Source organism: Candidatus Allofournierella excrementigallinarum (genome assembly GCF_944388085.1).
GTDB classification, from domain to species: Bacteria; Bacillota; Clostridia; order Oscillospirales; family Ruminococcaceae; genus Allofournierella_A; species Allofournierella_A excrementigallinarum.
The window spans coordinates 1-21,544 of sequence record NZ_CALXHK010000012.1 but is presented as its reverse complement, the minus strand read 5'-3'; the positions used below and the strand labels follow the sequence as shown (position 1 = coordinate 21,544).

The 21,544-nt window shown below is 65.0% G+C and carries 20 protein-coding genes and 1 pseudogene; 18 read left to right on the top strand and 3 right to left on the bottom strand.

Annotated elements, in window-relative coordinates; all coding sequences use genetic code 11:
• Positions 1–102 precede the first annotated feature (102 nt).
• Complete coding sequence (locus tag ACH2AT_RS03690; RefSeq protein ID WP_394963739.1) at positions 103–486, top strand: hypothetical protein; 384 nt, start codon at positions 103–105, stop codon at positions 484–486.
• A 718-nt stretch (positions 487–1,204) separates the two neighbouring features.
• On the opposite strand, the gene ACH2AT_RS03685 is transcribed toward ACH2AT_RS03690, so the two are convergent.
• On the bottom strand, positions 1,205–1,933 hold the full coding sequence (locus tag ACH2AT_RS03685; protein WP_394963737.1) for a FadR/GntR family transcriptional regulator: 729 nt from the start codon (positions 1,931–1,933) through the stop codon (positions 1,205–1,207).
• Between the two features lie 302 nt (positions 1,934–2,235).
• Here ACH2AT_RS03685 and ACH2AT_RS03680 point away from each other — a divergent pair, with 302 nt between their 5' ends.
• The 17 genes and pseudogenes from ACH2AT_RS03680 to ACH2AT_RS03600 all read left to right on the top strand — a co-directional run bounded on the left by ACH2AT_RS03680 (position 2,236) and on the right by ACH2AT_RS03600 (position 20,379).
• Positions 2,236–3,564, top strand: a complete 1,329-nt coding sequence (locus ACH2AT_RS03680) for a GntP family permease (RefSeq protein ID WP_394963735.1) — start codon at positions 2,236–2,238, stop codon at positions 3,562–3,564.
• 16 nt (positions 3,565–3,580) lie between these two features.
• Positions 3,581–4,780: a mandelate racemase/muconate lactonizing enzyme family protein gene (locus tag ACH2AT_RS03675; RefSeq protein ID WP_394962216.1), complete on the top strand. Its 1,200-nt coding sequence runs from the start codon at positions 3,581–3,583 to the stop codon at positions 4,778–4,780.
• A gap of 205 nt (positions 4,781–4,985) precedes the next feature.
• Positions 4,986–6,266: an Ig-like domain-containing protein gene (locus tag ACH2AT_RS03670; RefSeq protein WP_394963733.1), complete on the top strand. Its 1,281-nt coding sequence runs from the start codon at positions 4,986–4,988 to the stop codon at positions 6,264–6,266.
• A gap of 167 nt (positions 6,267–6,433) precedes the next feature.
• On the top strand, positions 6,434–6,931 hold the full coding sequence (gene ruvC / locus ACH2AT_RS03665) for a crossover junction endodeoxyribonuclease RuvC (protein WP_394963731.1): 498 nt from the start codon (positions 6,434–6,436) through the stop codon (positions 6,929–6,931).
• Between the two features lie 18 nt (positions 6,932–6,949).
• The gene (ruvA, locus tag ACH2AT_RS03660) at positions 6,950–7,552 is read left to right on the top strand and encodes a Holliday junction branch migration protein RuvA (protein ID WP_394963730.1); all 603 of its coding nucleotides are present in this window, start codon (positions 6,950–6,952) and stop codon (positions 7,550–7,552) included.
• A gap of 3 nt (positions 7,553–7,555) precedes the next feature.
• Positions 7,556–8,599, top strand: a complete 1,044-nt coding sequence (gene ruvB, locus ACH2AT_RS03655) for a Holliday junction branch migration DNA helicase RuvB (protein ID WP_394963729.1) — start codon at positions 7,556–7,558, stop codon at positions 8,597–8,599.
• Positions 8,600–8,696: 97 nt separating this feature from the next.
• Complete coding sequence (locus tag ACH2AT_RS03650; protein ID WP_394963727.1) at positions 8,697–9,650, top strand: class I SAM-dependent methyltransferase; 954 nt, start codon at positions 8,697–8,699, stop codon at positions 9,648–9,650.
• 2 nt (positions 9,651–9,652) lie between these two features.
• A complete protein-coding gene (locus ACH2AT_RS03645) occupies positions 9,653–10,486 on the top strand; it encodes an energy-coupling factor transporter ATPase (RefSeq protein WP_394963725.1) in 834 nt (277 codons plus the stop codon).
• Between the two features lie 51 nt (positions 10,487–10,537).
• The gene (locus tag ACH2AT_RS03640) at positions 10,538–11,419 is read left to right on the top strand and encodes an energy-coupling factor transporter ATPase (protein WP_394963723.1); all 882 of its coding nucleotides are present in this window, start codon (positions 10,538–10,540) and stop codon (positions 11,417–11,419) included.
• Positions 11,413–12,231 carry an energy-coupling factor transporter transmembrane component T family protein gene (locus tag ACH2AT_RS03635; protein WP_394963722.1) on the top strand — a complete coding sequence of 273 codons (819 nt, stop codon included), beginning with the start codon at positions 11,413–11,415 and terminating at the stop codon, positions 12,229–12,231. Before ACH2AT_RS03640 ends, ACH2AT_RS03635 begins: the two co-directional genes overlap by 7 nt.
• Position 12,232: 1 nt before the next feature.
• Positions 12,233–12,994, top strand: coding sequence for a tRNA pseudouridine(38-40) synthase TruA (gene truA / locus ACH2AT_RS03630; protein ID WP_394963720.1), 762 nt, complete (start codon positions 12,233–12,235; stop codon positions 12,992–12,994).
• A 25-nt stretch (positions 12,995–13,019) separates the two neighbouring features.
• Positions 13,020–14,216 (top strand): DUF5711 family protein, encoded by a 1,197-nt coding sequence (locus tag ACH2AT_RS03625; RefSeq protein ID WP_394963718.1) that lies wholly within the window; start codon positions 13,020–13,022, stop codon positions 14,214–14,216.
• Positions 14,217–14,255: 39 nt separating this feature from the next.
• Positions 14,256–14,933 (top strand): hypothetical protein, encoded by a 678-nt coding sequence (locus tag ACH2AT_RS03620; protein WP_394963716.1) that lies wholly within the window; start codon positions 14,256–14,258, stop codon positions 14,931–14,933.
• A gap of 58 nt (positions 14,934–14,991) precedes the next feature.
• Positions 14,992–17,271: an AAA family ATPase gene (locus ACH2AT_RS03615; protein WP_394963714.1), complete on the top strand. Its 2,280-nt coding sequence runs from the start codon at positions 14,992–14,994 to the stop codon at positions 17,269–17,271.
• Between the two features lie 99 nt (positions 17,272–17,370).
• Positions 17,371–17,931, top strand: coding sequence for a sigma-70 family RNA polymerase sigma factor (locus tag ACH2AT_RS03610; RefSeq protein ID WP_394963712.1), 561 nt, complete (start codon positions 17,371–17,373; stop codon positions 17,929–17,931).
• A complete protein-coding gene (locus ACH2AT_RS03605) occupies positions 17,918–19,309 on the top strand; it encodes a hypothetical protein (protein WP_394963710.1) in 1,392 nt (463 codons plus the stop codon). The genes ACH2AT_RS03610 and ACH2AT_RS03605 overlap by 14 nt, the downstream gene beginning before the upstream one ends.
• Before the next feature lie 110 nt (positions 19,310–19,419).
• Positions 19,420–20,379 (top strand): annotated as a pseudogene (locus tag ACH2AT_RS03600) (D-2-hydroxyacid dehydrogenase).
• 53 nt (positions 20,380–20,432) lie between these two features.
• Here ACH2AT_RS03600 and ACH2AT_RS03595 read toward each other — a convergent pair.
• Both ACH2AT_RS03595 and ACH2AT_RS03590 read right to left on the bottom strand, forming a co-directional pair.
• Positions 20,433–21,122: a sigma-70 family RNA polymerase sigma factor gene (locus ACH2AT_RS03595; protein WP_394963708.1), complete on the bottom strand. Its 690-nt coding sequence runs from the start codon at positions 21,120–21,122 to the stop codon at positions 20,433–20,435.
• Positions 21,123–21,184: 62 nt separating this feature from the next.
• Positions 21,185–21,379 (bottom strand): hypothetical protein, encoded by a 195-nt coding sequence (locus ACH2AT_RS03590; RefSeq protein WP_394963707.1) that lies wholly within the window; start codon positions 21,377–21,379, stop codon positions 21,185–21,187.
• Positions 21,380–21,544 lie beyond the last annotated feature (165 nt).

Below are 21,544 nucleotides of genomic sequence, written 5' to 3'. Positions count from 1 at the left end.
AGAAACGCCTGCAAAACAGAAGGCTGCAACTTTGTTAAAACCAACAATGGTAATTTGCATCCTGGCGTGCTATACTAAATAAACCGACAGGAGGAATGCACAATGCTGACCAACGAAGATCTACAGGCGATTTCCGGGCTGATCACTTCCGCTGTCACTGCCAGCGAAGGGCGTATGATGGCCCGGATGGATAAAATTGACGCCCGGCTGGACAATATGGATGCCCGGCTGGACAATATGGATACCCGGCTGGACAATATGGATACCCGGCTGGACAATATGGACGCCCGGCTGGACAATATGGACGCCCGGCTGGGGCGCGTTGAACACGAGCTGGTCGAGGTGAAGGACCGGCTCTGTGCTGTTGAGGAAAACACCGAAGTCACCCGCGGCGCGGTGAACGCGCTTGTGGAATGGGCAGAGCAGGTGGCGGTGATCACCAAAGCGCCGTTCCCCGTGCAGCACCAGCCAGTGGTGGAACCGTGATAGGTACGACCGGCGGTCGCACCCCAAAAACCGCATAACCAGGCCAAAAAGCAGGTACGACCGTCGGTCGTACCTGCTTTTTTTGATTTAGGCCAGCCGAACAAGCTGGATCAGGCTGATTGCCGCGGCAAACAATGCCAGCAACTTGTCGATGTCCATAAATCTCACCCCTTTCTCGTTGCGAAGAAGTGAGATCTATGGTCGTTACTTTTCGGGGCAGCGCAACCGAAAACCGCTATTGCAAAATGTGGCAATCCATGGTATAATAAATTAAGACAAAAGAAAACCCCCACAGGTCGTTTCACGGTTACCCGCCGGAAACGACCATGCGCCACTCGTTGGTTAGGGCCCAGCGACTGACTTGTGAGAGCTTTTCTAAATCCATTATACAGGATTTAGAGAAAAAGTCAACACAAGAACGCCGCCGGACATCCTCAATGGGTGACGGGAGCGTTCTTTTTTGTTGCGCACTTTGAAAAAAAGTGGATGCAAGCTGAATTTCATTTGAGATACGGGTAATTCGGAGACTATAATGACTATCTGCTTGACGTGCAGAGGGTCGGGGATTCGAGTTCCTCACCGCCCACCATAAAAGCCGGGGATGAAAATCATCCCCGGCTTTTTGCTGCGGATAAGCGGCACGGCGAAAGAATGCCGGCGTTTTCCAAAAGGCTCGAAAGCCCACGAAAAACGCCGGTTTTTGCTGCTTTGGCGGAACTTACAGCTCCACGTTGAAGTCGATCATATCGTCATAGAGGACTTTGCACTCGGCAAAGTCCTGGCGGCGCATGGCCTCCAGGATGGCCCGGTGACGGAAGTCGCCCTCCATCACGGTCACGCCCTTCTCTGCCCAGCCGGTGACGCGCCGTTTGAGGGTCAGGAAAACATATTCCTCCAGCGTGCGTTTGGCCATGGCGAAGCAGTAGCTGTACAGCGTATTGTGGCTCATCAGCCAGATTTGCTCGTGGAAGGCGATGTCGTGGCGGGTCATCTCTCGCAGCTTTTCCTCGTCCACCGGATGGGTGGTTCGGATCTTCAGCGCCTCATAGGCGGTGCATATGCGGTCCAGTTCTTCAAATTCCTCCGGCGTCGCCCGATGGATGGCCAGCCGGGCGCACTCCACCTCGATGAGCTTGCGGAATTCACAGATGTTCTCCATCAGCCGAGGCTCGCTGTAAAGGTCCTGCACAGCGTTGATGAAGTCGGAAAATTCAAACTCTTTCACATAGGTACCGTCGCCCACCCGGGTCTCCACCAGGCCGAGGGCGTTCAGGCGCTGCAGCGCCATGCGCACCGTCAACCGGTTCACTCCATACAGCGAGGCCAATTCCGTCTCCGGTGGCAGCTTTTCCCCCGCCTTCCAGTGCCCGGCAACAATGTTTTCCCGCAGGTTTTCATACACCTGCTCGCCGGCGGTCACTTTTTCCACTTTTTTGATCTGCGGCATCCGGTTCCATCCTCCATCCGCCGCGCTTCGCACGGCGATGTTTTGACCCGGTGCGGCGTAAACCGCCGCAGGGCCGGGGCTGCGCCCTGTTTTTATTATAACAAATACCGTTCATATTGCACAAACTTTTTCGGCTTGTGTATTGCCATTGGACGAAAATTGGCTGAAATGTCAAAAACATATTGACGAATCTTTTCGTTCGTTGGATAATATGAGCATAAATCAGGCGAACAAGTAACCTGATGAACTGGTCGGCCATTCGCTCAATTACCCGTGAAATCGTGCAAAAAGGAGGTTTCGTCATGCTATTGTTCTGGTTCGTCATAACGATCGTGCTGCTGATCGTTATGATCTCAAAGCTCAAGATCCACGCCTTTCTGACGCTGCTGCTGATGGCGGTATTCTTCGGCCTGTGCGCCGGGATCCCCGCCACCGAGCTGCCGGGGCTGATCGTAGGAGGTTTCGGCAACACGATGACCAGCATCGGTGTGGTCATCGCCTGCGGCGTTGTGGTGGGCTCCTTCCTGGAATACACCGGCGGCGCGCAGAAGATCGCGGACGCCATCCTCAAGCTGATCGGCATCAAGCGCGCCACCTACGCCACCGCGGCCACCGGTGCGTTCGTCTCCATCCCCGTGTTCTGTGATTCCGGCTTTGTCATTCTGAACCCCATCATCAAGGGCCTTTCCCGCCGGGGCAAGATCTCCTATGCCTCTCTGGTGGTGGCGCTGATGGCGGGCCTTCTGTGCACCCACTCCTTTGTGCCGCCCACGCCCGGCCCTGTTGCGGCGGCGGGCCTGTACGGCGCAGAGATCGGCGAAGTTATGCTCTATGGCCTGATCGTTTCCATTCCGGTGGTGATCGTCTGCTCCATCTGGGCAAACTCCCGCTTTGTAAAGGGCGCCTTCCCCGACGTGGCGCCGGTCAGCGAGCTGGACGCCAAGCAGGAGCAGGAGTTTGAAAAGGTGGTGGAGCACGCCCCGTCCACCTTTATGTCCTTCGTCCCCGTGGCGCTGCCCATCCTCATCATCATTCTGAAATCCTTCTTCGGCGACGCCGAGGGCAACATCGCCCAGCGGGTGCTGGACTTCATCGGCACGCCCTGGGTGGCGCTGCTGATCGGCACCCTGATCTGCTTCTTGCTGCCCACCAAACTGAACGAGACCGTCACCAGCGGCTGGGTGGCAAAATCCCTGGAAGGCGCTGCGGAGATCATGTGCATCACCGCTGCTGCCGGCGGCTTTGCCGCGGTTCTGCAGGCCACCGACATCGGCTCCATCCTCACCGGCCTGGTGCTGCAGGTGGGCCTGCCCGCGGTCTTCGTTCCTTACCTGATGGCCGCGCTCATCAACCTGGCGCAGGGTTCCGCCACCGTGGCGCTGACCACCGTGGGCGGCATCCTGGCCCCCATGCTCCCCGCGCTGGGGCTGCATCCCGTCATCGCCACCCTGGCCACCGCCGCCGGGTCCCTGTCTTTCTGCCACACCAATTCTTCCTACTTCTGGTGCGTCACCAAGCTGGGCAACCTCAAGCTCAATCAGAGCTACCGCCTGATCACCCTGACCTCGGTGATGATGGGCGTCACCGCCATGGTCGCCATCTGCATTCTGAACCTGACCGTGTTTGCATAAAAGGAGGGAATTTTCCATGAAGATCACAAGCGTAGACATCATCAAGGCGTTCAAGACCCCGTCCGTTGCGGCGGAGGTGGCCGTGGGCAACGTGCCCTGGCATCCCGTATTCGTGCGCATCAACACCGATGAAGGCATCAGCGGCTACGGCGAGATCGGCGTGGCCTACGGCAACGCTCAGAGCGCGGGCTTCGGCATGGGCGTGGACTTTGCCAAGTGCATCATCGGCCTGGACCCGATGAACAACGAGGACATCTGGAACCGCCTGCACCGGCTGACCTTCTGGGGCATGGGCAACGGCGGCGTCATCATGGCCGGCATCTCCGGCATCGATATCGCCCTGTGGGACATCAAGGGCAAGGCGCTGAACGCCCCGGTTTATAAGCTGCTGGGCGGCAAGACAAACAGCAAGCTGCGCGCCTATGCCAGCCAGCTGCAGTTCGATTGGGGCAAGGTGAGCCACTCGCTGGCCAAGCCGGAGGAATACGCCGAGGCGATGCGCAAGGCCATGGCCGACGGCTTTGACTGCATCAAAGTGGACCCGGTAGGCTTCGACGCCAACGGCGTGTGGATGGGCCGCAGCAGCCGCGGCATCCTGCAGCGCGACCAGCTGCAGCTGGCGGTGGACCGTGTGGCCGCTATGCGCGAGGTGGGCCCGGATGTGGACATCATCATTGAGCTGCACGCACTGACCGACGCCACCACTTCGGTGCAGCTGGGCCGCGAACTGCAGAAGCTCAACTGCTTCTACTACGAGGAGCCCACCCAGCCGCTGAATCCCAACCTGTTCCGGGAGATCAGCAGCAAGATCGAGATCCCCGTTGCCACCGGCGAGCGCGTCTATACCCGCTGGGGCTACCGTCAGTTCTTCGAGGACCATTCCATCGGCATCATCCAGCCCGACCTGTGCAACACCGGCGGCCTGACCGAAGGCAAGAAGATCTGCGACATGGCCCATGTCTACGACATCGGCGTGCAGGTGCACTGCTGCGGCGGCCCCATCTCTGCTGCCGCGGCCCTGCAGCTGGAGGCGGTCATCCCCAACTTCGTTATCCACGAGCTGCATGCCTCCGCCCTCATCGAAGACAACATCCGGCTGTGCAAATACGACTATGTGGCCAAGGACGGCTACTTTGAGGTGCCTGAGCGCCCCGGCATCGGCCAGGAGCTCACCGACGAGTGCCTTGCCAACGCCGACATCGTCACCGTCAAATGATTGCTTTGTTCCGCGCCCGGCCCGCCGTTTCGGCGGGCCGGGTTTTTCCCGCAGAACTTGCGGCAGCCGCTGGAAAATGATATAATATAAGCACAAATGATCCCGCGCCCCCGGGCGCGGGGCAGCTGTTGAGCCGTGGATGGCATCGTGCGTATGCCATCCCCGGCCTTTTTGCGCGAATGTGCGAAAAACAGGAGGAAGCAGCATGAAAAAAAGCAAACGGATCGCTTGGGGGCTGGCGGCGGCGCTGATGCTGGCCCTGACCGCCTGCGGCGCGAAGCTGACGGGCGTCAGCCTGCCGCAGGAAGAACTGAAGCTGACGGTGGGCGGCACCGCCGCCCTGGAACCCGTTTATACCTGGGACGGCGAAGCGCCCGCCGAAGGCCCGGCGGTGGCCTACACCAGCGCCGACGAGGCGGTGGCCACCGTGGACGAGAGCGGCGTGGTCACCGGCGTGGCGGCGGGCGAGACCACCGTCACCGCGGCGGTGGGCGAAATGAGCGCCACCCAGACGGTGGTGGTGAACGTCGCCACCGAGAGCCTGACGGTGGAGGAGATGCGCCTTCATCTGACGGACGGCGCGGCCCAGGCCGTGGTGGCCGTGGAGCCCGCTGAGCTGGCGGGCCAGCTGACCTACAAGACCGGCGATGAAGCCATCGCCACCGTGGACGAGGCCGGCAATGTGACCCCGGTGAAGGAGGGGCACACCAGCCTGCTGATCTTGGCGCCGGACGGCGCCCGCGCCAAGGCGATGATCACCGTGTGGAGCGGCCCCAAGGAGCTGACCCTCACGGCGGATAAGACCGAAGTGACCGTGGGCGGCACTACCACCGTCACCGCCGCCGACGAGACCGGCGCGGCGGTGGACGCCGCCACCCTGACCTGGTCCTCCAGCGACGAGGGCGTGGCCACTGTGGACGAGGCCGGCACCGTGACCGCGGTGAGCGCCGGCGAGGCGACCATCACCGCCGAAACGGCCTACGAAGTGGCGGGCAGCGTGACCCTCACCTGCAAGGAGGCCGCCAGATCCTCGGGCAGCGGCTCCTCCGGTTCCTCCGGCTCCTCTGCTCCGGCGGGCGGCAGCGGCTCTTCCGGCGGCGGCAGCGTCGCCGCCCCCACCGAGGACGCCCCCGAGGGCTGGGGCACCCACGGCTGGTTCTATGTGGATGTGGACACCACCGCCTTTGACCTGCAGAACCAGCTGCGGGCGGCGGTGGGCGCGGCGGCCCTTGCCTGGGACGACAGCCTGGCTTCCATCGCCCAGAGCCGCTGCGAGGACATCGCGGTGGACTTCAGCCACAACGGCGCCCAGACCACCGGCGAGAACATCGCCGTGGGCTACGCCGACGCGGCCACGGTCATTGCCGCCTGGCAGGCCAGCTCCGGGCACTACCAGAACATGATCAGCACCAGCTACACCCGGGGCGCCATCGCCCACATGTACGATGGCGACGGCTGCCACTACTGGGTTGCGGTGTTTGAATGAACGCTGGAAAAAAGTGAACACACCGGCCCGGCGGCCCCTGCGCATCCTGCGCAAGGGCCGCCGGGCCTTCTTTTCGCGGCCGGCGTTTGCTCTTGGCTTGGTTTTGTGGTATACTATACCGGATATTGTGGGGAAGTGTGGCCGCAGGGCCAAAGAGGGAAGAGCTTATGCGTGTTTTGGGCATCGACCCCGGCTACGCCATCGTGGGCTGGGGGGTCGTGGAATACATCGGCAACCGGTTCACGCCGGTGGGCTTCGGGGCGGTGACCACCCCGGCGGACATGCCCTTCGAGCAGCGCCTTTCGGCGGTGCACGAGGGGGTCGCGCGGGTGATGCGGGACTATGCCCCCGAGGCGCTGAGCATCGAGCAGCTGTTCTACCAGCACAACCAGACCACCGTCATCGGCGTGGCCGAGGCGAGGGGGGTCATCCTGCTGGCCGCCGCCCAGTGCGCCGTGCCGGTGTTCGAATACACGCCCATGCAGGTCAAGCAGGCGGTCACCGGCTACGGCAAGGCGGTGAAAAAGCAGGTGCAGGAGATGACAAGGGTGCTGCTGCGCCTGGAAAAGGTCCCCCGGCCCGACGACACCGCCGACGCGCTGGCCATGGCCATCGCCCACTGCCATTGCAGCCGCAGCCGGCTGCAGAACATGCCCTTGCGCTGACAAAGGAGGCGTTTCGCCGTGATCTATTGCCTTTCCGGAACGATTTTGAAAAAAAGCCTGGACCAGGTGGTCATCCGCTGCGCCGGGGTGGGCTATCAGGTGCAGGTGCCCGCCAGCGTGGCGGGGGCGCTGCCCGCCGTGGGCCAGGAGGCCGTGCTCTACACCTGCATGAACGTCACCGAGAACGACGTCTCCCTGTTCGGCTTTGCCGACGAAGAACAGCAGGCCTGCTTCAAGATGCTCACCGCCGTGAGCGGCGTGGGCCCCAAGGTGGGGCTGGCCATCCTGAGCGTGCTCAGCCCCCAGCGCATCGCGCTGGCCGCCTCGGCGGGGGACCACAAGGCCTTCACCGCCGCCAGCGGCGTGGGCCCGAAGCTGGCCCAGCGCATCACGCTGGAACTGAAAGACAAGGTGGGCAGGGGCCTGGCGGAGGGGCTTTCCCTCTCCGACCTGGGCCCCGCGGCCCCCGCGGCGGGCAGCAACCTTGCCCAGGCGGCGGCGGCCCTCACCAGCCTGGGCTACACCGCCGGCGAAGCGGCGGCGGCGCTGGCCAAGCTGGACGACGCCCTGCCGGTGGAAGAACTTATCAAACTGGCGCTGCGCGGCATGGCAAGGAGGTAAACCGTGGAAGATTTCGACCGAAACGACCGGCTGGTCAGCCCCGAGGTGAACCGGGGCGAAAGCGAGGAGCTGAACCTCCGCCCCCGCACGCTGGAAGAGTATGTGGGCCAGGAGAAGGTCAAGGAGAACCTGCGCGTCTATCTGGAAGCCGCCAAGCGCCGGGGCGAGCCCATGGACCACATCCTGCTCTACGGCCCCCCGGGCCTGGGCAAGACCACCCTGGCGGGCATCGTGGCCCAGGAGATGGGGGTGCAGATCCGCATCACCAGCGGCCCGGCCATCGAAAAGCCCGGCGACCTGGCCGCCCTGCTCACCAACCTCCAGGAAGGGGACGTGCTTTTCATCGACGAGATCCACCGCCTCTCCCGCCAGGTGGAGGAGGTGCTCTACCCCGCGCTGGAAGACTATGCCCTGGACATCATGATCGGCAAGGGCCCCAGCGCCCAGTCCATCCGCATCAACCTGCCCCGGTTCACCCTCATCGGCGCCACCACCCGGGCCGGCCAGCTCACCGGCCCGCTGCGCGACCGCTTCGGCGTGCTGCTGAAGCTGGAGCTTTACAGCCCCGACGAGCTGGCCCGCATCATCCGGCGCAGCGCCGGCATCCTGGGCCAGCCCTGCACCGAGGAGGGGGCTCTCGAACTGGCAAAGTGCAGCCGGGGCACCCCCCGCGTGGCCAACCGCCTGCTCAAGCGGGTGCGGGACTTCGCGGTGGTGCTGGGGGACGGCACGGTGGACGGCGACGCCGCCCGGCTGGCCTTAAAGCGCATGGACATCGACGCCCTGGGCCTGGACGAGCTGGACCGCAGCCTCTTGCGGGCCATCATCGAACTGTACGGCGGCGGGCCGGTGGGCCTGGACACCCTGGCCGCCGCCCTGGGCGAAGAGGCGGTGACGCTGGAGGACGTGTGCGAGCCTTATCTCATGCAGATGGGCTTCCTCACCCGCACCCCCCGGGGCCGGTGCGTCACCCGGCTGGCCTACGAGCATCTGGGGCTGCGCGCCCCCGCCTTTGCGGAGGACAGCGGCCAGCAGAGCATGTTCTGACCGCGCCGCGCAAACCAACAAGAAATATTCACAATTTCAGGGTACAATATAGAATCCATGGCCCCGGGGCCATGGCAGAGGAAAAGGAGAAGCGCCTATGCGAGCCGCCAGAGCCTGGCAGGATTATGAACTCATCGACGCCACCGGCGGCAGCCGGCTGGAGCGGTGGGGCGACGCGCTGCTGGTCCGCCCGGACCCGCAGGTGGTGTGGAGAAATGAGCGCACCAGCCCCCTGTGGGCCAAAGCGGACGCGGTCTATCACCGCAGCGACAAGGGCGGCGGCCGGTGGGAATACCGCCGCCGCCTGCCCGAAAAATGGCAGATCGGCTGGCAGGGCCTGCGGCTGGTGGTCAGCCCCACCGGCTTCAAGCACACCGGCGTGTTCCCCGAGCAGGCGGTGAACTGGGCTTTCTACCAAAAGGCCATCGCCGCCGCCGGCCGGCCCATCCGGGTGCTGAACCTCTTCGGCTACACCGGCGGGGCCACCCTGGCCTGCGCCGCCGCGGGGGCCAGCGTCTGCCACGTGGACGCCTCCAAGGGCATCGTGGCCTGGGCGCGGGAGAACGCCGCCGAAAGCCGCCTGGCAGACCGGCCCATCCGCTGGATCGTGGACGACTGCACCAAGTTCGTGGCCCGGGAGGCCCGCCGCGGCAGCCGCTATGACGCCATCATCATGGACCCGCCCAGCTACGGCCGGGGCCCCGGGGGCGAGGTGTGGAAGCTGGAAAACTGCATTTATGACCTCATCGCCCAGTGCGCCCGGGTGCTCAGCGGCGAGCCCCTGTTCATGGCGGTGAACAGCTACACCACCGGCCTGTCGCCGGCGGTGATGGAGTACATCTTAAAGACCCTTCTGTGCCCGGAAAAGGGCGGCACGACAGCCTGTGACGAGATCGGCCTGCCGGTGTCGAGCACCGGCGGCGTGGTGCCCTGCGGCGCCACCGCCTTCTGGCTGGCAGACGGCGTGCAGGCGGGGGAGAAAAAGAGCTCGATGAACGCGCCCATCGTTCTCAAACCCTTGGCGCAGGAAGCGCAGACGGGGGAGGAATGAACATGGAACACATGATAAACGCCGAGGGCATCCGCTTCCGCTACACGCCGGAAAGCCCCTGGGCCGTGGACGGAGCCTCTTTGTCGGTGGACAAGGGCGAGTTCGTGGCGGTGCTGGGGGCCAACGGCTGCGGCAAAAGCACCCTGGCAAAGCACTTCAACGCCATCCTGCTGCCCGAGGCCGGCACCGTTCTGGTGGAGGGCATGAACACCGCCGACGAGGAACATCTTTACGACATCCGCCAGAAGGTGGGCATGGTGTTCCAGAACCCGGACAACCAGATCGTCGCCACCGTGGTGGAGGAGGACGTGGCCTTCGCCCTGGAGAACCTGGGCGTGCCCCCCGCCGAGATCCGCGCGCGCATCGACGACGCCATGAAGATGGCGGGCATCTACAAGCACCGGGAAAAAGCGCCCCACAAGCTGTCGGGCGGCCAGAAGCAGCGGGTGGCCATTGCCGGCGTCATCGCCATGCGGCCCGACTGCCTGGTGCTGGATGAATCCACCGCCATGCTGGACCCCCGGGGCCGGGAAAAGGTGATGGAGACCATCCGTCACCTCAACCGTGACTTTGGCATCACCGTGGTGTCCATCACCCACTACATGGACGAGGCCGCCCAGGCGGACCGGGTGGTGGTGATGAGCGAGGGCAGGGTGGTGATGGAGGGCGCCCCCCGCCAGGTGTTCAGCCAGGTGGACCGGCTGCACAGCCTGCGGCTGGACGTGCCCCAGGTCACCGAACTGTGCTGCCGGCTGGCCGAGGCCGGGGTGGACATCGCCACCGACATCATCAACGAGGAAGAATGCGCCGCCGCGCTCTATGAACTTTTAAAGTGAACGCGGCGGTTTCGGGGCGAAGGCCCCGCAAGAGGGAGGGAAAGGCGGCCTATGGCAGCCATCATTGAAATAAAGGGCTTGACCCACATCTACAACGCCGGCATGCCCGACGCCACCGTGGCGCTGGAAAAGGTGGACTTTGCCGTGGAAGAGGGCGGCTTCGTGGGCATCATCGGCTCCACGGGGTCGGGCAAGAGCACCCTCATCACCCATTTCAACGGCATTTTGAAGCCCACCGAGGGCCAGGTGCTGGTGGACGGGCAGGACATCTGGGCAAAACCGGCGGACATCCGCAAGTTCCGCTTCATGGTGGGGCTGGTGTTCCAGTATCCCGAGTACCAGCTGTTCGAGGAGACGGTGTATAAAGACATTGCCTTCGGCCCCAAAAACATGGGCCTGGACGAGGCCGAGATCGACCGACGGGTGAAGAGCGCCGCCCGGTTCGTGGGCCTTAAGGACGAATATCTCCAGCGCAGCCCCTTTGAGCTTTCCGGCGGGCAGAAGCGCCGGGTGGCCATCGCCGGCGTGATGGCCATGGAGCCGAAGATCCTGGTGCTGGACGAGCCCGCCGCGGGCCTGGACCCGGAAGGGCGGGAGACGATCCTCTCCCAGGTCAAGCGCTTCCACAAGGAGACCGGCACCACCGTCATCCTGGTGAGCCACTCCATGGAGGACATCGCCAAATACGCCGACAAGGTGCTGGTGATGGACCAGCGCCGCATCGCCATGTACGACACGGTGGAGAAGGTCTTTGCCCGGGCGGACGAGCTGCTGGAGCTGGGCCTCTCGGTGCCCCAGGTGACCAAGGTGTTCCTGCGGCTGCGGGCCCTGGGGCTGGACCTGCCCCAGGACGTGTACACCGTGCCCTACGCGGTCAAGACCATCCAGGCCGCACTGGCGAAAAAGAACGGGGGAGGTGAGGCGCCGTGCTGAAAGACATCACCATCGGCCAGCACTTCCCCGGCAACTCCCCGGTGCACCGCTGCGACCCCCGGCTGAAAATCCTGCTGGTCATCGCCTACATCGTCATCCTGTTCACGGTCACCAACTTCCTGGGCCTGGCGCTGAGCATCCTGCTGCTGGCGGGGTTGTATCTCATGGCCCGCATCCCCCTGAAGCTCATCCTGAAAAGCCTCAAGCCCATCATGCCCATCGTGGTGTTCACGGCGGTGCTCAACCTCTTTTTCATGGGGGGCGAAGGGGAACCGCTGGTCTCCTTCTGGGTCTTCCGCATTTATAAGGAGGGCGTGGCCTACGCCATCTTCATGGCGGTGCGCATCGTGGCCCTCATCGCGGGCACCAGCCTGCTCACCTACACCACCAGCCCCATCGTCCTCACCGACGCCATCGAGCGGCTGCTGCGCCCCTTTGCAAAGCTGCACATGCCGGTGCACGAACTGGCCATGATGATGACCATCGCCCTGCGGTTCATCCCCACCCTCATCGAGGAGACCGACAAGATCATGAACGCCCAGAAGGCCCGGGGCGCCATGCTGGACAGCGGCTCCCTCTCCGACCGGGTGAAGGCGATGGTGCCCATCCTCATCCCGCTGTTCATCTCGGCCTTCCGCCGGGCGGACGAGCTGGCCATGGCCATGGAGTGCCGCTGCTACCGGGGCGGCGAGGGCCGCACCCGGCTCAAAGTCCTCCGCTTCGGCGCGCTGGACTGGCAGGCGCTGGCGGTGTGCACCCTGGCCTTCGCGGCGCTTTGGGCCACCCGCTTTTTGATGCCGGGGGTCTTGTGAGATGAACATCCTGCTGGATTTGAGCTTCGACGGCACGAACTTCTGCGGCTTCCAGGTGCAGAAGAACGGCGTTTCCGTCTGCGAGACCCTCCAGAACGCCCTGGAGGCCCTCTTTGGCGCCCGGCCGGACGTGAAGGGCTGCGGGCGCACCGACGCGGGGGTGCACGCCGAGCACTACGCGCTGAACTTTTGGGCCGAAACGGCCATCCCGCTGGAAAAGCTGCCCCTGGCCCTCAACCGCCACCTGCCTGCCACGGTGCGGGTGAACGGGGCCCGGCAGGTGCCGGAAGGCTTTCACGCCCGCTATTCCGCCCACCAGAAGACCTACGTTTACCGCATCTGGAACAGCCCGGTGGAAAGCCCCTTCGAGGCGGCCTACCACCACCGCGTCAGCGCCCCGCTGGACGTTTCGGCCATGGACGCGGCGGCGGAAAAGTTCGTGGGCACCCACGACTTTCTGAGCCTCTGCTCGGCGGGCAGCGCGGTGGCGGCAAAGGGCGACACCGTGCGCACCATCACCGCCTGCAAAGTGCAGCGGCAGGGGCCCCTCGTCACCGTCACCGTCACCGCCGACGGCTACCTTTACAACATGGTGCGCATCCTGGCGGGCACCCTGGTGGAGGCCGGTCGAGGCGCCCTTGCCCCCGACGCCGTGCCCGCCATCCTTGCCGGGCGCGACCGCGCCCTTGCCGGGCCCACCCTGCCGGCGAAGGGGCTGTTTTTGAAACAGGTGGACTATCCCCCCGAGGCCCTGGGCCTCTGACTTTCCCCTGAAAGGAGGCGCCGCCGTGAGCGAAGGACGCGCCGGGTCCAACGTGACCCGTTTGCAGGAGGTGCGCCGGCGGCGGGCGCTGCGGCGGCTGCGCCGCCTTGTGCTGGCGCTGGCGGCGGCGGGGCTGGCGGCCCTCTATTTCACCGGGGCCTACAGCCAGGCGGCCCTGGCCGCCCGGGAGACCTTCGACTCGGTGCGCATCGCCCTGTCGCCCGCCGCGGGCTGGCCGGTCAGGACCGGCATCCCCGAAGTCTGGCAGGCCGAGCCCCTTTCCGGCGGCTTCGTGCTGCTGGGCGAGCAGGACGTGGGCGTCTGGTCCGGCGGGGGCGCCGAGCTGCGCACCATCCAGCACGGCTACGCCCGCCCGGTCATCAGCGCGGGCAACACCCGCTTTTGCCTTTACGGCCGCTCCGGCTACGAGCTGCGGGTGGAGGGCCGCACCGAAACCCTCTATAGGCGCGCCTTTGAGCAGCCCATCCTGCTGGCCGAGATGAGCACCGGCGGCAGCGTGGCGGTGGTGACCCAGTCCGACCGCTTTGCCGCCGAGCTCACCGTGTGGGACGCTTCCATGGAGTTCCGCTACGGCTGGAACCTCACCGACGCCGAGGGCGCCCCGGTGCGGGTGGCCTTTGCAAAGGACAATAAGCGCCTTGCCGTTGCCTGCCTGGTGGCCCAGGGGGGCAGCCTGCAGACCAACCTCTATTTCCTCGACATCCGCAGCGACGAGGTCACCGCTTCGGCCACCGCCTCCGGCCAGCCGCTGCAGCTGCACTGGCTTTCAAACGACCGGCTGCTGGCCGTCTATGACCGCATGGCCGCCGTTTACGACGCGGCCACCGGCGAGCAGACGGCGGTGTACAGCTTCGAGGGCGAGAGCCTGGGCGCGGCCTCGGTGTCGGGCCAGAACTGCGCGTTGCTGTTCAGCCCCGAAGCCAGCGATTCCCCCGCCCGGCTGGTGGTGCTGGACCCCCAGATGCAGGTGCTGGGCGAGGCAAGCGTGCCCGCCCCCGCCGAAGGAGTGGTGTGCACCCGCACCGCCGCATACGTTTTAAGGCAGGAGAGCGTTGCCGCCTACAGCCTGGCCGGAGAGGCCCTGTGGGAAGCGCCCACCGAAACGCGGCCCCTGGCTGTGCTGGACGCAAAGCAGCTGGTGGTGGTCACCGGCGGGCAGGCCGACCTGCTCACCCAGCCGGACGACGGGCAGACCGCCTGACACGCCCCGGCAATGATCCAAACGCAAAGGAGTGATCGGATGAACGCGGCCATCGTGTTCGACCTTGTGATGCTGGCTTTGCTGCTGGCGGTGGCCTTCGCCTATGCCCGCCACGGCTTTGCCGCCGGCCTGGTGCAGTTCGTGGGCAACCTGGCCAGCCTCATCGGGGCGCTGGTGCTCAGCCACCAGGCCTCGCCGCTGCTGTTCGAAAGGTTTTTCCAGAACGGCTTCGTGACCAGCATCCAGAACACCCTCACCGCCGAGGGCACGGTGAACATCCAGTCCACCATCGAAAAGTACGCGGGCTTTTTGCCCGAGAGCATCAAGGAGGGCCTCACCGCCTCCGCCGCCGGCCTTTTGGACAGCGGCGCGCCCGATCTGGCGGCCAAGCTGGTGGACGAGGTCATCGCCCCGCTGCTCACCCCCATCATCGCCATCGTGCTGTTCTTCGTGGCCTTCGCTTTGTGCAGGCTGCTGGTGGGGCTGCTGGTGGCGGTGCTCACCAACGTGAACCGCATCCCGGTGATGGGCTCGGTGAACCGCATGTTCGGGTTCCTGATGGGCCTTGCAGCCGGCGTGGTGGACCTGTATCTGGTGCTGTGCGCCGTGTGGGCGGTCATCGTCATCACCGGCGGCTCCATCGAATTTCTCAACGACCAGGCGCTGGCCGGCAGCATCGCCTACAGCCTGTTCGGGCGCTTCAATCCGTTTTATTAAGGGGCCGCCGGCCCCGTGACTCGAGGCCTTGGAAAAAGGCAGAGAGGGAGAGAGACCTATGCTTTGTGTCAAATGCAAAAAACGCACCGCCGTGGTGTTCATCCAGCGCATGGAGAACGGCCAGCCCAAGCAGGAGGGCTACTGCCTGACCTGCGCCCGGGCGCTGGGCATCAAGCCGGTGGACGATCTGATGAAACAGTTCGGCATGCGCGACGAGGACCTGGAGGCCATGGAGGAGCGCATGAACAGCTTCATGGAGGAAGCGGGGGAGAACGGCATGGCCGGCATGTTCCCCTTTGCCCCCATGGGCGAGGAAGAGGGCGACGGCGGCAAGGACGGCGACTCCGACGAGGACTTTACCCCCGGCGGCTCCGCCACCTTCCCCTTTGGCTTCGGCGCCAGGGGCGACAAGAAAAAGGAGAAGGAAAAGGGCCCCGGCAAGCTGAAATTCCTGGATAAATACTGCGAGAACCTCACCGCCCGGGCCGCCGCCGGCAAGCTGGACGAGATCGTGGGCCGCGACCAGGAAATTTACCGCACCATCCAGATCCTGGCCCGCCGCCAGAAGAACAACCCCTGCCTCATCGGCGAGGCCGGCGTGGGCAAGACCGCCATCGCCGAGGGCATTGCCCAGCGCATCGCTCGGGGCCAGGTGCCCGCCTGCCTCAAGGGCAAAAAGCTCTACCGGCTGGACCTCACCGCCCTGGTGGCCGGCACCCAGTTCCGCGGCCAGTTCGAGCAGCGGGTCAAGGGCCTCATCGACGAGGTCAAACGGCTGGGCAATGTCATTTTGTTCATCGACGAGATCCACAGCATCACCGGCGCGGGCGACAGCGAGGGGGCGATGAACGCGGGCAACATCCTGAAGCCCGCGTTGTCCCGCGGGGAAATTCAGGTCATCGGCGCCACCACCTTCACCGAGTACCGCAAGTTCATCGAGAAGGACCAGGCGCTGGAGCGCCGCTTCCAGCCCGTGAAGGTGGGCGAGCCCAGCATCGCCGACGCCATCAACGTGCTGAACGGCATCAAGAAGTATTACGAGGCCCACCACGGCGTGGAGGTCACCCCCCAGATCGTCTCGGCGGCGGTGAACCTCTCCGAGCGCTACATCACAGACCGCTTTTTGCCGGACAAGGCCATCGACCTTTTGGACGAGGCCTGCGCCTGCTGCAACCTGCGCCACCCCGAGATCAGCGAACTGGCCGAGACCCAGAAGGCGCTGGCCGCGCTGGAGGCGGAAGAACTGGCCCAGGAGCAGGCGGAGAACGGCCCGGACTACGAGCGCCTGGCCCAGCTCAAGACCGAGATGGCCCAGCTGCGGGAAAAGCTGCCCGAGCTTCAGATGAAGGCGGGCGGCATCAAGGTGGAGATGCAGGACGTGGCCAAGGTGGTGGAGCTGTGGACCGGCATCCCCGCCATGAAGGTGGAGCAGAGCGAGTTCGCAAAGCTCCTCAATCTGGAAAGCGAGCTGAAAAAGCGCATCATCGGCCAGGACGAGGCCGTGGAGGCGGTGGCCCGCGCCATGAAGCGCGCCCGGGCCGGCCTTTCCGGCAGGCGGCGGCCCGCCAGCTTCATCTTTGTGGGCCCCACCGGCGTGGGCAAGACCGAACTGGTGCGCCAGCTGGCAAACCAGCTGTTCGACACCCCCGACCCGCTCATCCGCATCGACATGAGCGAATATATGGAAAAACACACCGTCAGCCGGCTCATCGGCGCCCCTCCGGGCTATGTGGGCCACGACGAGGCGGGCCAGCTCACCGAGCAGGTGCGCCGCCGGCCCTACAGCGTGGTGCTGTTCGACGAGATCGAAAAGGCCCACCCGGACGTGATGAACATCCTGCTCCAGATCCTGGACGAGGGCCGCATCACCGACAGCCAGGGCCGCACCGTGAACTTTGAGAACACCGTCATCTGCATGACCAGCAACGCCGGCAGCACCGAAAAGACCGGCGAGACCGGCTTTGCCAAAACGCCGGAGCAGATCAGCGCAAACAAGGCGATGAAGGCCCTGGGCGAATTTCTGCGGCCGGAGTTTCTGGGCCGCGTGGACGAGGTCATCGCCTTCAAGCCCCTCTCGGAGGAGAGCCTCGAGCGCATCGCCGCCCTGGCGCTGGACGAGTATGTCCAGCCCCTTGCGGAAAAGGGCGTCGCCTTCACCTACACCCCCGCGGCCTGCAAAGCGCTGGTGAAGGAGGCGGGCTCCAAGTTCGGCGCGCGGGACATCCGGCGCACCATCCGCAAGCGGGTGGAGGACCCCCTGGCCGAGCGGTTCGTGGCGGGCACGCTCGCCGGCGCCGTCACGCTGGACGCGGTGGAAGGCCGGCTGGAGCTGGTTTGAAAGCGGCGTAACGGAGTTGTCTCCAAATTGTAACCAAAAGTTTACGAAAAACTGACAAGAGCGGCGCAAAGTTGAAATATTTTCAGGGGGCCGGTCCGTTTGAGAGGTGAAAGCCTCTCGCGGCGGGCCGCCGCGGAGGAGCGTGAGGGCATGGTGGAGCAGCCGGTGTGTGAAAGCGCCGAGATGGAGCGGCTGGTGGATGTGTACGGCACCGGCATGCTGCGCATGTGCTGCATGTATCTGGGCGACGCGCACCTGGCCCAGGACGCCGTGCAGGATGCGTTCATCAAGATCTACCGCGCCTGGCGGCCCATCGACAACCCCGCGGCGGAAAAGGCCTGGGTCATGCGCATCACGGTGAACGTCTGCAAGGACTATCTGCGCAGCGCCTGGAAGCGAAAGGTCAATCTGGTGGAGCAGTATCCCGAGCTGCCCGGCTTTGAGGAGCCGAAGGACGGCCAGGGCCGCCTGTTCCAGGAGATCATGGCCCTGAAGCCGAAATACAAAGAGGTCATTCTGCTGCACTATTACCAGCAGCTCAAGGTGGGCGAGATCGCCGCCGTGCTGGGCGCGCCCCAGTCCACGGTGAGCATCCGGCTGCGCCGCGCCCGCGAGACGCTGAAAAAACGATTGGAGGGAGGGCCAAATGAAGATCTGTGACGAAACCGTCCGGGCCGCTGTCGACAGCGGCTTGAGCAGCGTCCGGATAGACGCTGCTCAAAAGCAGGCTATCCTGGCCCAGTGCCGGCCCACCGTGGCCGTGGCGCCTCCGGCGCGCCGCCTGCGCCCGGCCAGGCGCGCGCTGGCGCTGGCGGCGGCCTTTGCCCTCGCTCTGTGCCTGGGCGGCGGCGTGCTGGCCGCCGCGCCGGAACTGCAGCAGAAGCTGGCCGTGCTGGGCGAGGAGACGGTGCAGATGCTCCAGCCCGTCAACCAGGTCAGCGAAGACGCGGGCATCCGCATGGAGGTGCTGGCCGCCATGAGCGACGGCCAGGTGGCCGCAGTCTACATCGCCCTGCAGGACACCACCGGCCGGGGCCGCATCGGCCCGGACGCCGAGCTTTACACCCCGCAGGTCACCGGCACCATGTTCACCAATGTGGAAACGGTGGACTACGACGAAGCCACCGGAACCGCCATCCTGCGGCTCACCGCCAACGCCGGCCAGCAGCTGGCGGGCAAAAAGATCACCGTGGGCGCCACCAGCATCACCTCCGGGCGCTCCTTCAACGACCCGGTGGACCTGGGCTACACCATGGAGGAGGTCCGCAGCCTCACCGGCCACATCCCGGTGCAGTACGACCAGCAGATCAACGCCTGGGGCGCCACCGGCCCCGCCATGGAGTGCTACACCAAGCTGCTGGACGAGGGCAAGATCCCCGTGCTCACCGGCTGGGACGAGCCGCTGGCCCTGCCCGGCGTGGATTGGGCCGCCGTGAACGCCGCCGGCGTGGTGGACGGCCAGCTGCACATCCAGGTGAACAACCTGGGCGGCATGGGCCGGGCCAACCGCATCTCCTTCTCGCTGTGGAACGCCGGGGGCGAGCGGGTGCCCTGCACCGAACTGGAACTGGAACTGGGCGAAGAACACAAGATGGGCCCGTTCCAGAGCTACAACGACCTGGTGGAATATGTGCTCATCCCGCCTCAGGGCGCCGATCTGAGCGAGCTGTCCGTCCGGATGGAGACCATGACCTACGACTGGCTCATCGACGGCAGCTGGGCCACCACCTTCCGGCTGGAGGATGCCAGCGAATCGCTGGTCATCCCCTGCGGCAGGGACATGAAGCCCTGGACGCTTCACGAAGTGCAGCTGTCGCCCATCTCCGTCACCGCCTTCGGCACCGGCGAGATGACCGCCGAGAGCGAAGCCGCCGACCTGCGGGTCATTCTGGCCGACGGCACCGAGGTGCCCACCAGCAGCGCCAGCGTCAGCAGCGGCGACGGCACCGTCGTCTACCGCAGCATCTTCGACCAGGTCGTCGACCTGGAAAAGGTGGCCAAGGTCATCCTCAACGGCGAGGAACTGCCGCTGCCCTGATTTTCTGGCCCAAACGGCCCGGCCCAAACTTGAGGCCGGGCCGTTCCGCTTTTTTTATCCGCCCCGCTGTGGTACAATGGAAAAAACACAGCGGAAGGGAAGGATGCAGCATGAAGATCGTGGCGCTGGACGGCCATGCCCTCGACCCGGGGGATCTGGGCTGGCAGGGCTTTGAGGCCCTGGGGGAGTTTGAGCATTATGACCGCACGCCGCCCGAGCTCATCCTGCCCCGCATGGCGGGGGCCGGGGCGGTGCTGGTGAACAAGACCCCCATCACCGCCGCCACGCTGGAGGCTTGCGGCGGCCTGCGCTACATCGGGGTGCTGGCCACCGGCTACAACGTGGTGGACACCGCCGCCGCGGCGGCAAGAGGCATCCCGGTGTGCAACGTGCCGGACTACGGCACCGAAGCGGTGGCCCAGTTCACCTTTGCCCTGCTGCTGGAGCTGTGCCACCGGGTGGGGGACCACAGCCGGGGCGTGCACGGCGGCGAGTGATGCCAAAAGACGGATTTCTGCTATTGGAACACCCCCCAGCGGGAGCTGGCGGGCCTTGTTTTCGGCGTGGTGGGCTATGGACGCATCGGCCGGGCGGCGGCGCGCATCGCCCGGGCCTTCGGCATGAAGGTGCTGGCCTGTGGGCCGCACCTGGCCCCCGGCCCGCTGGAGGACGGCGGGGCGGCGGTGCCGCTGGAGGAACTTTTTGCCGCGGCGGATGTGGTCAGCCTCCACTGCCCCCTCACCGCCCAAAACGCCGACATGATCGACCAAAAGGCCATCGCCGCCATGAAGCCGGGGGTGCTGCTGCTGAACACCGCCCGGGGCCCGCTGGTGAACGAGGCCGACCTGGCCGCCGCCCTGAAAAGTGGGCGGGTGGCGGGGGCCGCGCTGGATGTGGTGAGCGCCGAGCCCATCCGGGCCGGCAACCCCCTGCTGGGCGCGCCGAACTGCATCCTCACCCCCCACATGGCCTGGGGGGCAAAGGCCGCCCGCCAGCGCCTGATGGACGCGGCGGTGGAAAACCTGCGCAGTTTTCTGGCGGGCAAAACCATCAACGCCGTCAACCTGTGAAACTTTGAAAAAGGGCGCCCCCAGCCGGGAAACGGCGGGGGCGTTTGCCTGTTTTATTCCTCCTGCGCCAGCAGCGACTGGCGCAGCGAGAGCACCGCCGCCTTTTCGATGCGGCTGATGTAGCTGCGGCTGATGCCCAAAAGGCTGGCCACCTCCTGCTGAGTCATGGGCGGCTGGCCCGAGAGGCCGTAGCGCAGCAGCACCACCTGCCGCTGCCGCCCCGAAAGGCCGTCCACCAGCTGCCGCAGGCGGGCGGTCTCGTCCCGGCGCTCGCAGTCCTCGTCCAGAAGAAAATCGTCCGGCACCACGTCGATCACCGTCAGGGCGCTGCCGTCCTTGCCCGCCTCGATGGGCTCGTTCATGCTCACGGTGGCGGGGGCCTTCTTCTGCTTGCGGAAGCTCATGCGCACCTCGTTGTCGATGCAGCGGGAGGCATAGGTGGAAAAGCGGGCCTGCTTTGTGTTGTCAAAGCTGTTCACCGCCTTGATGAGCCCGATGGTGCCGATGCTGATGAGGTCCTCGGCGTCGCCGGGCAGGGAATAATATTTCTTCACCACATGGGCCACCAGCCGCAGGTTATGGCGGATGATGCGGTCCCGGGCGGCCATGTCCCCCGCCTTGAAGGCGGCGAAGGCCTCCACCTCCTGCCGCGGCGTCAGCGGGCGGGGAAAGCTGCCCGTTTCCAGATGCAGCGCCAGATACAAAATGTGCGAAGCGATAAAACTGAAAAATACCCCAAACATAAAACAACCCTCCCTGCCATAAAGGTATGGCGGGAGGGCGGCCCGGTATGCCGGGGCGGGGCTTATTTCAGCTGCAGCCCGTCGTGGAAGGCGCGGCCCGCGGCCTCGCCCAGCGCGCGGTAGAGGTTGTGGACGGGGTCAAAGGCGATGGGCCGCAGCTTGGCCGGGTCGATGCGGCCGGCCTCGTCCAGCTGGCCAGGATGAACACCAGCTGGGGATAGGTCCAGGGTTTTGCTCCAAAATTCTTGCGCATCCAAATCGCCCTCCTTTTGGCTGGCGTCATTCTGCCGCAAAGCCGCCCCGCGGGGGTTTTGCGCGCCAAAGGCGCGCTCACACGCTCTCTTCCAGCTTATGGCTAAGTAGATGTAATCAAGAGAAGAAAGGGAAAGCACAATCCAGACGGAACCAGCGGTTGTGTCAAG